The organism is Synechococcus sp. 1G10, from assembly GCF_002252625.1.
Taxonomy (GTDB): Bacteria; Cyanobacteriota; Cyanobacteriia; order PCC-6307; family Cyanobiaceae; genus Regnicoccus_A.
Genome location: NZ_NQKW01000015.1, coordinates 1 through 14,550, shown reverse-complemented (window position 1 = coordinate 14,550; position 14,550 = coordinate 1). Strand labels below are relative to the sequence as shown.

The 14,550-nt window shown below is 60.5% G+C and carries 12 protein-coding genes; 5 read left to right on the top strand and 7 right to left on the bottom strand.

From position 1 onward, the window contains the following. Positions 1-253: 253 nt before the first annotated feature. Together CJZ82_RS17950 and argJ are read right to left on the bottom strand one after the other, a co-directional pair. A complete protein-coding gene (locus CJZ82_RS17950; protein WP_143593661.1) occupies positions 254-703 on the bottom strand; it encodes a hypothetical protein in 450 nt (149 codons plus the stop codon). A 103-nt stretch (positions 704-806) separates the two neighbouring features. Continuing rightward, positions 807-2,036 carry a bifunctional glutamate N-acetyltransferase/amino-acid acetyltransferase ArgJ gene (gene argJ / locus CJZ82_RS12290; protein WP_094556070.1) on the bottom strand — a complete coding sequence of 410 codons (1,230 nt, stop codon included), beginning with the start codon at positions 2,034-2,036 and terminating at the stop codon, positions 807-809. 37 nt (positions 2,037-2,073) lie between these two features. Between argJ and coaE the strand changes: the two genes are divergently transcribed. Next, positions 2,074-3,537 (top strand): dephospho-CoA kinase, encoded by a 1,464-nt coding sequence (gene coaE / locus CJZ82_RS19635; protein ID WP_094556069.1) that lies wholly within the window; start codon positions 2,074-2,076, stop codon positions 3,535-3,537. Here the strand turns inward: coaE and CJZ82_RS12280 are convergent. The 3 genes from CJZ82_RS12280 to gatB are packed head-to-tail and all read right to left on the bottom strand — an operon-like array spanning position 3,526 to position 5,899. After that, positions 3,526-4,014 (bottom strand): hypothetical protein, encoded by a 489-nt coding sequence (locus CJZ82_RS12280; RefSeq protein WP_094556068.1) that lies wholly within the window; start codon positions 4,012-4,014, stop codon positions 3,526-3,528. The genes coaE and CJZ82_RS12280 overlap by 12 nt on opposite strands. Beyond that, complete coding sequence (locus CJZ82_RS12275; RefSeq protein WP_094556067.1) at positions 4,004-4,414, bottom strand: nucleotidyltransferase domain-containing protein; 411 nt, start codon at positions 4,412-4,414, stop codon at positions 4,004-4,006. The genes CJZ82_RS12280 and CJZ82_RS12275 overlap by 11 nt, the downstream gene beginning before the upstream one ends. Positions 4,415-4,429: 15 nt before the next feature. Then, a complete protein-coding gene (gene gatB, locus CJZ82_RS12270) occupies positions 4,430-5,899 on the bottom strand; it encodes an Asp-tRNA(Asn)/Glu-tRNA(Gln) amidotransferase subunit GatB (RefSeq protein ID WP_094556118.1) in 1,470 nt (489 codons plus the stop codon). A gap of 124 nt (positions 5,900-6,023) precedes the next feature. Here gatB and thiO point away from each other — a divergent pair, with 124 nt between their 5' ends. From thiO to CJZ82_RS12250, 4 genes are all read left to right on the top strand, one after another. Beyond that, the gene (gene thiO / locus CJZ82_RS12265) at positions 6,024-7,235 is read left to right on the top strand and encodes a glycine oxidase ThiO (protein WP_369820059.1); all 1,212 of its coding nucleotides are present in this window, start codon (positions 6,024-6,026) and stop codon (positions 7,233-7,235) included. A 300-nt stretch (positions 7,236-7,535) separates the two neighbouring features. After that, positions 7,536-8,501 carry an outer membrane protein gene (locus tag CJZ82_RS12260; RefSeq protein ID WP_143593660.1) on the top strand — a complete coding sequence of 322 codons (966 nt, stop codon included), beginning with the start codon at positions 7,536-7,538 and terminating at the stop codon, positions 8,499-8,501. 236 nt (positions 8,502-8,737) lie between these two features. Further along, the gene (locus CJZ82_RS12255) at positions 8,738-9,715 is read left to right on the top strand and encodes a hypothetical protein (RefSeq protein WP_233130223.1); all 978 of its coding nucleotides are present in this window, start codon (positions 8,738-8,740) and stop codon (positions 9,713-9,715) included. 58 nt (positions 9,716-9,773) lie between these two features. Further along, positions 9,774-10,943 (top strand): aldo/keto reductase, encoded by a 1,170-nt coding sequence (locus CJZ82_RS12250; protein WP_094556063.1) that lies wholly within the window; start codon positions 9,774-9,776, stop codon positions 10,941-10,943. Here CJZ82_RS12250 and CJZ82_RS12245 read toward each other — a convergent pair. Both CJZ82_RS12245 and CJZ82_RS12240 read right to left on the bottom strand, forming a co-directional pair. After that, entirely contained in the window at positions 10,940-12,469 is a 1,530-nt protein-coding gene (locus tag CJZ82_RS12245) for a GMC family oxidoreductase (RefSeq protein ID WP_094556062.1), read from the bottom strand. The two genes, CJZ82_RS12250 and CJZ82_RS12245, sit on opposite strands and share 4 nt — an antisense overlap. A 234-nt stretch (positions 12,470-12,703) precedes the next feature. Beyond that, positions 12,704-14,275 (bottom strand): IS5 family transposase, encoded by a 1,572-nt coding sequence (locus CJZ82_RS12240; protein WP_094556061.1) that lies wholly within the window; start codon positions 14,273-14,275, stop codon positions 12,704-12,706. Between the last annotated feature and the right edge of the window lie 275 nt (positions 14,276-14,550).

Sequence of the window (14,550 nt, the reverse complement as noted above, 5' to 3'; positions counted from 1 at the left end):
GGAAACCCGATTCAGATCAGAAGCCTAGGGCTCAAACGAAATGGGCGCAGCCCATTGTTGCTCAAAGCGGATCGACCACATCAAAAGCTACAGCTATCACAATCAGGCCTGAAAGCAACCATCAATATCGATGGACTACGGGAATTTTGAACTCCTTGCTGACATGAATACGAAACCAGAAGTGCGGCAAAATGATTGATAATCTATCAGTTATTTTACGCCACTCTTTCCATACGGATCAGCAGGCCTTCAATTACTCCCCGAAGGCCACAGAACAGGCAGCATTCAGAAGCTGGGCTTCCTCCGCCGTCTGTGGAACGCGCCCATCAAGCAGACCTTCCTGGCAGTCCGCTGTCATCTCCACAGCAGAAGTGCCGGTATTCACCGTAAAGCTCACGCCGTAGGGGCCTTCGGGGGCCACGCTCGGGTAATACAGCTCATAGCTGGTATCCGGCACGGTGATGGTGGTGACCTCAGCTTCGATGGCATCGTCCACCGCTGCCGCGATGACGGCCCCTGTGGCCAGAGTCGCCAGTCCCCAGCCAACCGGCCTGACATTCCACCAGCCCCAGCCGCCCGATCCGCCGTACCAGCCCGTATTCCAGGGGCGGGCAGCACCCCAACCCGGTCGGGCCCAGCCAGACCAGGAGTTGTTCCATCGGTTGTCAGCGCGGTCCCCACGCAAATCGGTGCGATTGGACACACGTTCGCTGCGGTTGTCCTGGCGTGTGCCGGCATTGCTCTGCCGCTGGGGTTGCCCGCCAGCCGCCGATCGGCGCTGCTGTCACCGCTTGGCACACCGGTGTTCAGGTGGTGTAGTCGGCGTTGATGCGCACGTATTGATCGGAGAGATCACAGCCCCAGGCCAGACCCTGGCCGGGGCCGTCGCCCACCACCAGGCGGATGGTCACGGTGTCGCCACTGAGATAGGCGCCGGCGGCGCGCTCAGCCATGAAACGGGAAGCGGCCGGGCGGTCGAAGGGCAGGGGCTGACCTGCGGCCATCAGCTGGTGCTCCCCCAGCCAGAGGGCCACCGCCTCGGGGTCGAACTCCACGCCGGCGCGGCCCGCCGCGGCCACGATCCGGCCCCAGTTGGGGTCACGGCCGTGGACCGCGCACTTCACCAGCGACGACCCGCAGATGGTGCGGGCGATGGCACGGGCGCCGGCGTCATCCGTCGCCCCCTCCACCCGCGCTTCGATCAGGCAGGTGGCCCCCTCGCCGTCGCGGGCAATCGCCCTGGCCAGGTGCTGCGACACCTCCGTCAGGCCAGCCTCCAGCGCGTCGAAGTGCTCCGGGCTCAAGGGCTCGCCGGCTGCAAAGGCCAGGAACGTGTCGTTGGTGCTGGTGTCGCCGTCGACCGTGATCGCATTGAAGGAACGATCCACCGCCCGCCGCACCATCCCCTGCCACAGCTCCGCCGGCACACCGGCATCGCAACTGAGGTAACCCAGCATCGTGGCCATGGAGGGGTGAATCATCCCGGAGCCCTTGGCCATGCCGCCGAGGCGCACACGCCTGCCGCCCAGGTCGGCCTCCAGGGCGATCTGCTTGTCGATCAGATCGGTGGTGAGGATGGCCGTGGCGGCAGCGGCGCCCCCCTCGGGGCTCAGGTCCTCCACCAGGGGATCGAGGCCCGCCAGCAGGATCTGCATCGGGATCGGCACGCCGATCACGCCGGTGGAGCAGATCAGCACCTCCTCAGCCGCCAGACCCAGGAGATCGGCGGTGGCCTGGGTGGCGCGCAGGCTGTCGATCAGGCCCAGATCACCCGTGCAGGCATTGGCCTGGCCTGAGTTGGTGAGCACCGCCCGGGCACGGCCACCGCTGGCCGTCAGCCGCTCGGCGCAGAGATCCACGCAGGCGGCCCGCACGCGGTTGGTGGTGAAGCTGCCCGCGCAGACAGCCCCTTCCGGGGCCAGCAGCAGCGAGAGATCAGGGTTGCCGGAGGCCTTGAGGCCAGCGGTGCTGCCGGCCGCCAGGAAGCCGGTGGGAGCGGTGAGGCCACCGGGGATCGGGTGCCAGGGAAGGGACACGGCGGCAGGATGACTCACACCATCCTGCCGAGCCGCCGTGGCGGAGCCAACCACGCCCGAGTCGCCGTCTCCGAGGGAAGTGGAGGCCCTCTGCTGCGAGCTGGCCGGCGTGCACTTCCCCTGGGACACCACCCGCTCCCTTGAGCTTGCCCTGCTCAAGACCTTCTGCGTCCCCTCGATCTCCGCCCTGCTGGAGCGCACAGGTGAATTCACCCACAGACCGCGCAAGCGCTACGACGACACCGGTCTGATGGTGGCGGAGCTGTTGCGTTGTGGCCCCCGCAGCCCGGAGGGGCAGGCGGTGATCACCCGGATGAACCGGATCCATGGCGCTTATGCGATCAGCAACCGTGATTTCCTCTACGTGCTCTCCACCTTCGTGGCTGAACCGATCCGCTGGTTGGCCCGCTACGGCTGGAGGGCCTTAAGCACTCGGGAGCAGACCTGTTTGTACCTCTTCTGGCGCCAGGTGGGCGAGGCGATGGGACTTCAGGCCATCCCTGACAGCCTGGCAGCGCTGATGGCGTTCAACCACAGCTTCGAGCTTGAGGCTTTCCGGAGCGCCCCCAGCAACCGGCGGATCGCCGAGTCCACCCTGGCGATGCTTCTGGACGACTGGCCTGCTCCCCTGCGTCCGGCCCTACGCGGGGTACTGCTGTCGCTGGTGAGCCGCGACGTCTGCGGCAGCCTGGGGTGGACCAGCAGCCCCGACTGGCTGCAGACCCTGGTGCTGGGCGGCTTGCGCCTACGCAGCCGCCTTGCCAGCCGTTGGCCGCGGGGGCAGGGCAACACCCGCTTTTACTCCGAACGCCCAACCCCCAGCTATGGCGCCCGCTTCACCCTGGAGCAACTGGGGCCTCCAGCCATGCTGGAGCGGCTGAATCGGCCCCGCTGGCGGGGCGGCCAGCGGCGGATCGGCCTCACCGGCGGCATTGCCAGCGGCAAGAGCAGCGTGGGCCGCTGGCTCGCCGAACGGCATGGGCTCCCGGTGCTGGATGCGGACACCTACGCCCGGGACGCCCTGGCGCCCGGCAGCACGGGGGAGCAAGCCGTGCTGGAGCGCTACGGCGGCAGGGTGCGGCAGGTGGGAGGGGGGATCGATCGATCCGCCCTCGGGCGGATCGTGTTCACCGATGCGGCGGAGCGGGCCTGGCTGGAGGCCCTGATCCATCCGCTGGTGCGGGAGCGCTTCGAGACGGAGCTGAAGCGGTTGGCGGCCGCACCAGTGGTGGTGCTGATGGTTCCCTTGCTGTTCGAAGCGGGCCTCGAGGAAATGTGCAGTGAGGTGTGGCTGGTGGACTGCGACGCCGAGCAGCAACTGGAACGGCTCTGCCGCCGCGACGGCTTCGACCATGCCGAGGCCGAGGCTCGCCTCGCGGCTCAATGGCCCATGGGCGAGAAGCGCACCCGCTCCGATGTTCTGATCGACAACCGGGGAAGCGAGGAGGCACTGACCGATCAGGTGGAGCAGGCTCTGCGCTCTGCTCCTTCAGTCGGCTGAAGCCCGCTCTGCCAACGCCGAGGCCCAGTCTTCGAAAGCTCTCAGGTCGGCCTCCAGCCTGCTCCAGACCTCAGGAAGCGCCTTGATCAAGGTGGCAATCGGTTCCGGGCGCAGCTCATCGGCGTAGAGGTTGCGCACCAGATGCCGGAAGCGCAGATACTCCTGCAGCGACGTTTGGGTGCTTTCGCGAAGCACCGCCGGACGCTGATCGGTGGCCATCGCCATCCGCTCCAGCAGTCGACGGTGCCAGCCGTCCCCTTGGCGCGGCGTGCCGCCATTGAGTGAGCGGCTCACCAGAAGCAATACGCGCTCGATGCCGGTGTAGAAGCTGTGCAGCCTCAACGCTGCCGCCTCCACGGTGTCAGGGCCTTCCCCCAGTCGAGGCAGGCTGCGGACCAGAGTCGCTACCAGGATCTCCAGCCGCTGACGCTCGCGGCGCAGGTCGTCGCGGAGCTCGCGCAGATCCTCAGGTTGCATCGCCGCCGTGGCAACCCGATTCAAGGGGAGCTTGGGCAATCTGTGCGCCTGCCAGCAGAGCTTTGCCGTGGCGCAGCAGCCGCTCGGCGAGCTCAGCTGGGAGGTCTTCCAGGCGCTTGAGATCGACCGGCAGCGGACCGGCCGCCTCAGCCAGAGCGATGGCCTTCAGCAGCTGATCAGCGGGCAGACCCTGCACGAGCAGATCGAGATCGGAGTGCTCCTTGAACCCAGAGCCCAGCAAGGAGCCATGCACCCAGAGCCCGCTGAGCTGGGGCCAGTGCTCCTGCAACACCTGCGCAGAGCGCTCAGCCTGGCTGAGGCCTGCCTGGCGCCGCTGCTCCAGCGCCTGACGATCGGCCGCGAAGCGCTGCAGCCAGTAAGTCTCGGCGTGGAGCGTCATGGGATGAGTCTGCCTTCAGCCCTTGAGCTTCGCCACCAGGATCGAGTTGGCCAGCTTGGGATCGGCGCGGCCGCCGGTCTGCTTCATCAGCTGGCCCACGAAGAAGCCCTGGAGTTTGGTCTTGCCGCCCCGGAATGCCTCCACTTCGGCTGGATGGGCGGCCAGCAACGCCTCCACCACCGCGGTGATCGTGGCGGGGTCACTGATCATGCCCAGGCCTCGCTCAGCCACGATCGCCTTGGCGGAACCGCCCTGCTCCAGCAGCTCCGGCAGGATCTCCTTGGCGATCTTGCCGCTGATCGTGCCGTCGTCGATCAGATCCACCAGCTCCGAGAGACCCTCGGGTTTCAGGGGCAGCTCGGTGATCGAGAGCTTGCCCGCATTGAGATAGGCGGCGATGTCGCCGGTGACCCAGTTGGCAACCGACTTGGCTTCGGCTCCAGCGGCCACGGCAGCTTCGAAGTATTCAGCCATCGCGCGCTCATCGGTGAGCACCCGGGCGTCGTAGATCGAGAGGCCGAACTCCTCGGCGTAACGGTGACGCTTGGCCGCCGGCAGCTCGGGCAGCTCAGCGCGCCATCCCTCACGCCGCTCTGAGGTCACCTCGATCGGGCCCAGATCCGGTTCGGGGAAGTAGCGGTAGTCGCTGCTGCCTTCCTTGATGCGCATGCTCTTTGTGAGCTGCTTGGCCTCATCCCAGAGGCGCGTTTCCTGCACAACCGGCTCGCCGGATTCGTAGGCCTTGATCTGGCGCTGGATCTCGTGGTCAATCGCCTTCTGAATGGCGGAGAAGGAGTTCATGTTCTTGATCTCCACCTTCACGCCGAAGGGGGCCTCAGGGCCGCGACGCACGGAGATGTTGACGTCGCAGCGCAGCGAACCCTCCTGCATGTTGCCGTCGCTCACGCCCAGATAGCGCATGATGCGCCGGATCTCGGAGGCGTATTCGGCAGCCTCCCGGCCTGTGCGCAGATCCGGCTTGCTCACGATCTCGGCCAGGGCCACACCGGCGCGGTTGTAATCCACCAGGGAATGGCTGCTGCCCGCCAGGCGATCGCTGCCGGCATGCACCAGCTTGCCGGCGTCTTCCTCCATGTGCAGCCGCTCGATGCCGACTGTCTTGAGGTAGGTGTCCTTGCCCTTCTCGGCCACCTCCACCTCGATCCAGCCGTTCTCGGCGATCGGCTCGTCGAACTGGGAGATCTGGTAGTTCTTGGGCAGATCGGGATAAAAATATTGTTTGCGGTCGAACTTGCTGTGCTCGGCCACCTGCAGGTTGAGCGCCAGAGCGGCCTTCACCGCATACTCCAGCACCTTCTCGTTCAGCACCGGCAGAGTGCCCGGCAGGCCGCAGACCACGGGGTCGATATGGGTGTTGGGATCGTCGCCGAAGCTGGTGGAGGCGGCCGTGAAGATCTTGCTGGCGGTACCCAGCTGCACATGGGTTTCCAGGCCGATCACCGCCTCCCAAGCCCCTTCTGCCATCGCCGCACCCATCCCGTTCTCCTGGCTTGCGCCGATCTTATTCAGAGGGCAAGTCGCTGGCGCCGCAGCCGGGAAGCAGCCGCAGGCTCATCGCCCGCTGAAGACGCATGGATAGCTTGAGCCCATGGCACCACGTCGCATGGATGGAGTCTCGGCAGGCAGAGCCCCATCCGAGTCAGGCACGGAACCTGTACTGATCCTCGGCGGCGGCCTGATTGGCCTGGCGGTGGCCCACCAGTTGGCCCGCCGGGGTGAACAGGTACGCGTGCTCAGCCGGCGGCGCAGCGAGGCCGCCGGGTTCGTGGCGGCCGGCATGCTCGCTCCCCACGCCGAGGGGCTCTCGGGCCCGCTGCTCCAGCTGGGGCAGGCCAGCCTGGCGCGTATTCCGGCCTGGGTGGAGCAGATCGAAACCGACAGCGGCCTGAGTTGCGGCCTGCGCGCTTGCGGGATCGTGGTGCCCTTTGCCACGGCGCAGCAGCGCGACGCCTATCCCACCGCCGTCTTCGGCACACCGCTGACGCGCGCTGGACTGGAGTTCGAAATCCCCGGCATCGGCCCGCGCTGGCAGGCCGGGCTGCTCTTCCCCCAGGACGGCCAGATCGACAACCGCCGCCAGCTGATGCGGGCCCTGGAGCGGGCCTGCGTGGAGCGGGGCGTGGCCTTCGAGGAAGGGGCCGAAGTGCTGGAACTGATCCGCCATCAGGGTGAAGCGCTCGAAGCGGTGCGCATCCGTCGCGCCCAGGGCGACGACGCCACGATCAGCTGCCGGCGCGCGGTGTTGGCCTGCGGCGCCTGGAGCGCCCGGCTGCTGCATGAGCTGCCGGTGGTTCCCGTCAAGGGCCAGATGCTCTCGCTGCAGGGGCCCCGAAACGCCCTCAAGCGGGTGCTGTTCGGCCCGGGCACCTATCTGGTGCCGCGCGAGGACGGTCTACTGGTGGTGGGGGCCACCAGCGAACCAGACGCCGCCTTCAGCAAAGGGCTCACCCCGTTCGGGCAACAGCAACTGCAGGCGGGCATCGAGGCATTGCTCCCGGAAGCGGCCAGCTGGCCGCCGATGGAACGCTGGTGGGGCTTCCGGCCGGGCACGCCGGACGAAGCGCCCCTGCTGGGGGCCGGCCCGATCCCGGGTCTATGGCTGGCAACGGGGCACTACCGCAACGGTGTGCTGCTGGCGGCGATCACAGCGGAGCTGATCGCTGCATTGATCGTCTACGTCAGCCTATCTGGCAGGGGCCCAATCACTCACGGCTTGGACGACAGAGACCGCGAGCTTCTCGAGGCGTTCCGCTGGGATCGGTTCAGTGCCGGCGCTTGCGCGGCGTCTCTCCCAAGTTGAACCAGCCTTGTTAAGAAGGCAAGCCATCCGACCAAGCGACGGCGGATGGAGTTAAGACGCTGGGGATGCTGGAAGGTCTTCTTCAATCGCCGATGCCTAACGATCGGTCAAACAGCCATTTTTGTAAGCATCGCTACACGAGAAGGCTATGACGCAGTGGACAAGCGCTACAGCACGGTGCCCGGGAGAGGCATGAGGGGTGCGAAGTTGCAGCAGCACCCGCCAAAGTAAGTGGCACAGTTGCTGGTCGAATTCGAAACGCAACGCAGAAGATCTCCAAACCTTCTGTGAAAAGCATAGATGCGGACTGCATCTGTAGTTACGGCTTGCTTTCTAGGGCTTTGCTACGCCCCCGGCCATGCCGCCGAAGCATCGGGGAGTGCCAAGGCCGATTCCGGCGCCCCACTCGCCGGCCCATCGCTCGAAGCCGAAGCAACAGCTCCCAACACCAATGTGGTGCCGGGCTCCGAGCCTAGGGCAACTCCAGCAGGGCCCGCAGAAACAACTGGTGAGACAACTCCTTCTCTGACCCAGCAACAAATCCTGCAGCGTATAGATATCCTTGAGCTAGAACTCAAGATGCTTCGCCAAGCCGCAGGTGGTGGCCAGGCAGCGCCCGTGGTGCTCTTGCCCAAGAAGGGAATCTACGTACAGGGTGACTTGGGAATCCAGAGCCGTGCGTTCGCCGGTGAAAATGGCATCGTTAACCTTACCTTCAAGCCAGGGTTTTACGGATCCCTGGGCTTGGGCTACCGTTACGACCGCAATTTCCGTTTCAGCTTTGAGTATTCATCACTAGACAACAGGGTAGACAAGATACGTCCTGGCATTCCCATACCGGTGATTGACCCCGTGGTAGGCCCGGTGGGAGCAGATGGCGCCCAGTTCCCCTCCAACGGTAATGTACAGCTGCAGTCGTATGTTCTAAATGCTTATTACGACCTCAATGGATTCGGATATCAAAAGCGATTTCGTCCCTATCTTGGCGTTGGCGTCGGACTACAGACCACAACACTCCGCGGAGTGACGCCAGCCTTCTTCCCGGCCATCGGCAGCAACTCCGCAGCTAACGTTAGCGATACACAGCCAGTAATCAACTTTCAAGCTGGTATCTCCTATTTAGCCAACAAGCAAACTGAGTTCTACCTGGGAGGCAAGTTCTCGTACGCTCACGTCTTTCTGCTGGAAAACACAGACTTCGGTACTCTGATGCCAAACGGCTCACGCAACTGGATTCTTAGCACCGGCATTCGCTACACCTTCTGATTTAACATGAAACATCGGGGCGAGGATTCCCCGCCCCAATCATGGATGTTAATGATTGATAGTTTGCAGCCAGTGTCCAACCACAGATCCGTCACAAGCCACATCCCCTCGTAATCGATCCACACCCGAAGTAACTTTTTATGCACCCGCCCTGCGGCATATCAACTCCGTCGCGCCCTCACTCCCATCATCCTTGGCGGACCCTGTGCCGATGGGGTCTAACTAGCGTCGCACTGTTGCCGACCCTACTGCTGGGACTTTCCCAGGCATCATTGGCCGGCATGGATGAGGAGACGGAAGAAGTGATGATGCAGATGCTGACGGAGAAGCACCACGCTGAACAGCTGAAGCAAGAGGAGGCGGCACAACAGGAGAGGGATGTCGACAGCGTGACCCGTGGTCAAGATGAGGGTGTCTCTCCTGAAACGGGAACGGCAAAGAAGAACAGTTCACCGTTCTCCGGCACGGTACAGCTGGATGTACGCAGCCGTTACATTCCCTACGGAATCGTGATTCAGGGCGAAGGAGTTACCATCCAGCAGTTTGTCAACCTCCGCTATAGCATTTACGAAGGCACAGACTTTCTAAATAACATCACCGTTTTCGGAACAGCATGGGGTGATTTCAGCACTAATAAGAACTTGTCAAGCCCTACCAGTCCGTATCGGAATTTCACCGAACTTGACCTGATAGCTGGAGCTTCATTTACAATTGCTAAGCGCTATAATTTAGCAATTAGCTATACAGAACTGTTTTCGCCAGCCAGTGCTTTTGGAGACGGTCGCTACATGAAGGCACAACTTGTTTACGATGACACGAATTACACACGCAATTCTATTTCGTTCCGTCCGCAAGTTTCAGTTGTCTACGAACTCCCTGGCCAGCCCATCGGCTTAGCCCCGAATGCATGGTTGATCGAGCCCGGATTCACACCGAATTACACATTCGCCCGACAAACCCAGTCACCGATCAATGTGTCGTTGCCGATGCGAATAGGCCTAGGCCCTCAATTTTATAACGGCTCAACTTACGGCTTTTTCTCGGTGGGGCCACAGATGACAATGCGCATCCCTTTCCTGTCGAGCGCTTCCATCACGACAAACCTAACTGCCGGCTACACTTATTACAACCTTGGCAAAACAACTGCCGAGTTCGCACCGAACAAGTCCTATAGCCAGCACAACTTCAATCTCGGACTCAGTCTGAATTTCTGAACAGTTGCAGTGCTGCTCAGTCAGTGTTACCCTGCGAGGAAGTCACTAGTAACTGCGGATGAAATATCAGCTTCTAGGCCGATCTGGGCTTCGCGTTTCTCAATTGGGGCTCGGATGTGGGACCATTGGGACCAATTGGGGATCACTGGGAGCCGATCACGCTGAGTCCATGCGCATTCTCGAGCAGTTCGCCACTGCGGGTGGAAACTTTCTAGACACATCCAATCGATACCAGGAATCCCAGTCCGAACAGTGGCTGGGAGAATTTATTGCATCAGATCGTGATTACTTCGTAGTTGGTACCAAGTACTCACTTGGAGACGGCGCTGCTGATTTCAATGCTAGAGCCCAGACAACAAACCACCGAGACCCCAACAACCGTGGCAACCACCGCAAGAACCTTCGCAGATCAGTAGAGGCCAGCCTGCGCCGGATGAATATCGATTACATCGACCTGCTTTGGGTTCACATCTGGGACTACACAACACCCTATGACGAAATCACACTTAGCATCAACGATCTGATTCGCGAAGGCAAGATTCTATATGCTGGACTCTCGAGTGTGCCCGCATGGGAAGTCGCTCGCATGAACACCTACGCAGATCACCACGCCTACCACCCATTCATCGCGGTTCAGAACGAGTGGAGCCTTGTTGAACGCTCGCAAGAGCCTGAGTTCGTGCCAATGTGCCGGGCATTGGATATGGGGGTCGTGGCTTGGTCTCCTCTCGCCGGCGGGCTGGTTTCAGGAAAATACAACCGGGGCGAACTGGCACCCGGCATGCCCCATCGGCTGATTCCGCATGTCAGCGACCCCAGCCAGTTCTGGTATAAGACTACTCAACGGAATTTAGCCATCATGGAAGAACTGCTTCCGATCTTCGATTCAATCGGAGAACCTGGAACGGCAATCGGCCTGCGCTGGCTAATGCAGCAAAAAGAGGTTGTCACTATTCCGATCTTTTCAGTGCGTACGGTAGAGCAGCTCAATGAAGCCCTTCGGAGCCTGGAATTCGAATTGGACACAACGGTAATGGAGAAAATAACAACGATCACGGAGCCTGCGATCAACCCCCCAATTGGGAAGTACGGAGCGTATCCGTATCCGATGCTCGAATACGGTAGCCCTGCACTGCCCAATTTCTACTCACGCAACCTGCTCTACGGAGAGACAGAGCCTATGATCGTGAACCACCGAACGCCCTCCCCCTACAAATTCAAGCCCTAACCTTTCGCTAAGGCAGCAGCAGCGATAAAAGCGGCAGCGAAGATCACAGCTTGAGGATTTCCACTCGGTAGACTGGGCAGAATAGAGGCATCGGCAACATAAACATTTCGGGCACCATGAACCCTGAAGTCCGCACCGCAGGCACCCCCATCCGTAGCCAAACCCATGGCACAACTCCCCACCGGATGCCAGATCGTGGTGGCGTACTGACGCAGGTAGTTCTCCTCATCTGTGCCCAAACCCGGGCACAGCTCTCGCCGACAGAAGGGACGCAAGGCCGACGTGTCGGCAAGATCTCTTACGTTCTCGAGGGCACGGCGATAGGTGGCCAGATCTAGAGGATTTCTTAGGTAAGCCGGATCAATCGCAAAGGAGAGGGCTCCCCCACTGGCGCGAATCGGCACAATTGAGCCATTGCTGCTGGGGCGAGCAAGAATCGGTACGAAGATCACTGTATGAGGAGGCTTTGGATCTGGCAAGAATTCTGGAGGGATAAAGCCATCAACCCCAGCGGAGAAATTAATCTGAATATCCGCCTCAGGTGTAGTGCGCAGCTCCGAACGAGTGAACAGGGCAGCTTCGCACAGATATTCTGTAGCCCCAGGATCTACATCAGACTGATAAGCAACCATCACCCGCATGTGATCAGACAGATTTACACCGACTGCTGAATTGGGAATCTGACAGGGTATCGAGGCAGCCTTGAGTTGGGATGGGTCGCCGATACCTGAGCGCATCAGCAGAGCAGGCGTCTGCAAAGCACCAGCGGTGATGACAAAACGGTCAGCCGTGATCGTGTCACCATTGTCGAGCAGTACCCCCTGCGCCTTATCACCTTGCATAATCAGCTCGAGAACGGAGCTGTCGCAAAGCACTGACAAATTGGGCAAGTTATGCCCATCAATAAAGGAACGAGCCGTACTGGCGCGACAGCCTTCAGGATCAATGTTGAGTTGCATCAACCCTGCTGTGTTGAGCTGAGACTCTCCATTGAAATCAGTGATATCAAATCCGCGCTCAGCTGAGGCTTGGAGAAAGGCAAGAGCGGCCGCGCTGGGTCGAGGCGTCTGACGAAGATGGATAGGGCCCGAGAAACCACGGACGCTCGTGTCAGCAAAATCCCCATCACAGTGCTCCAGATTGGCAAAAGCTTGCTGGAATCTCAGCGGAGACCAGTCAGGATGTCCCCCTGAGCGGCGATGCCACTCAGCAACCACCGAAAGGTCACCACGCACGTACATCATGGCGTTGACCGAGGTTCCACCGCCAAGAACTTTGCCCTGAATGATCGGCACAACACGATCATTGAGTCCCGGCTGGGGCACTGTAGAAAGCAGCCAGTCGGAATCTGGAGCCCAGGCCTGAAAGATGCTGGCAATGGACGGATCAATGAATCGCTGTTGATCGTGCCGATGGCCAGCCTCAATCAGGCAGACGCTGGCCGAACAGGACTCGGCCAGTTGGCGTGCAACGATACACCCGGCACCACCACCACCAACCACGACAACGTCATAATGAATGGTCATCGGGTCTGCACGTCCGGTCCACCAACAAGATAAAGAATGGCGCGCCTGCAGGCCAACAGCGGTGACCTTTCGTAGGGGAACCGCAAAAAGCTTGTAGGTATAGCAGGGCACAGAAACAAGCAAGCTTCTGCAGAACCGAGGCTGGAGGTAAAACGGGACTCCTGAAAAAGAGCGGCGGCCAAAACCGGTCCTCGAGTGGGCGTGGATGCGCAACAGGGGAGCCCACAAGCCTGGCTATGCGGTGACCGGCCAATCATCCCACTTGGGACATGGACCATTGCAGGCACCGCCGTCCATGGAATTGAGCTTAAAAAGACCCCACAGCCAAGCGAAAAGGAATACAAAAAGAAGGCGCAGCAGCCTCAGGATCTTCTCCGCGCACATCACCAGGAAGCTCATTGAGATTGAACCCTCAGCGCCAGCGGACAGTCTGGCCATGATCAACTTCAAGGAATATTTGCGCTTGCCTGTGCCAAAGACGCCTTCTACCTCATTGCGTCGGCGCTGATCGGCAAGTAGCTGTTGCCTGTGGGCGGCACTAACCTCTGGATCCTTGGGTGGCCTGCCCAGTCGTTTACCCGACAGCCTGATGCCAGCTCTCGTGCAGAAGTGCCTGTTCTTGGCATTGATGTAGATGCGATCCGCGCAGATGCGTTCTGGATAGCAGTCATAATCTTGTTTGTACTTTTCAGCTTGCGCAATCAGGTCACTACCTTCGTTGTAGGCATCCCAGCTGATGCGGTGTAGGAATGGAAATCCGTTCTGAACCGAAACGCTGATCTTGGCCCCAAACTCAACTGCCGCCCTTGCCTTGCCGCGCACAATCGGACGGACCCAGCGTTGCACCAAGCTTACAAGCCGATCAGGGATGCTCCTCGTCTTGCTATGGAGGAGAATAGTCTGCTGACGGAACAGCTCACTACAAGCCAGCAGCTTCTGCCACCAATGCTCCTTGATAGCCGAAAGGCTTGCTCCAGCTGCGATCAGGGCATCGATAGATTCTAGATTGCGCTGCAGATAGCTGAGCTGTCGCCTCACCGCAGCTTTGAGCCTTCTCCACCTCGGCTTTTTCTGCTTAGCAACATTCAGGAAGTAAGCTCGGGCTTTGCCACGGTCATAGCGAGGTCGATGCACGCCAAAGCCAGTACCTTGTTTGCAGAGATCGTCAATTACTGTCTCGGTCGATACCCTTGCTTCATTCAAGAGCTTCAGGTCCGTGGGATAGGTGATGTCAGCCGGCGCGCAGGAGGCGTCAATGCTGAGTGTTCCCCAATTCTTCTCCTCTGGCCAGTCAGCGGGTTTGATCAGACCATCGAGTGAGAGCTGATCACCGTTACCCGACTCATCTCCATTTGAATCTTCATCGTCATGACACTGAGATGCGGCAGCCTCAATCAACATCTCCTTGCCTCGCTGAACCACGACCTCATTGATGCGCCTCAGGTCATCGTCTGAGAACCGCTTACGGAAGTGAACCATCATCGATGGATCAAAGGGCACCTTGCTGGAGTATCCAGCAAATCCCAGGAAGAACTGCATGTAGGCGTTCTCCTGGATCTGGAGAACTGTCTCTTCATCGGTGAGACCTAAACGCTGCTTGATGTAGAGCGATCCGAACGCCAGACGCACGGGCTTGGCTGGAGCCCCTACATTTACTCTGAACTGAGGAACATAAGCCTCCTCCATTTCTTGCCAAGGGATGAGCTCGGCAAGCAGCACCCAGCGGTTGCCAGGGTCGAGTGTGCCGCCAAAAGGCACGTGGAAATCTTCGATTGAAAGCTGACCGATATGCTGCTTTCGGTACATGTGCGGCTGTGATCGGTAGCAGCAACCCACGATTGCCGCATTCCTGGACAGTCTACCGGCTGTCACCGGCTGAAACCAGTTGGGGCGCAATGGATCTGGCTTTTTCAGGAGTCCCTAAAACTGAGCCAACAGGCCCAAGGCACATTAAAAGTGCTCAATGTCGTCTAAAGTCGCTTAAGAGTTCGCTGAAAAACTCAGCCAGCTCTGCGAAAATGGGACAACTGCACAGACGTTGATGCGAGGCCAACAGGAGCGCAGCGGCTCTCTGTTCTCCT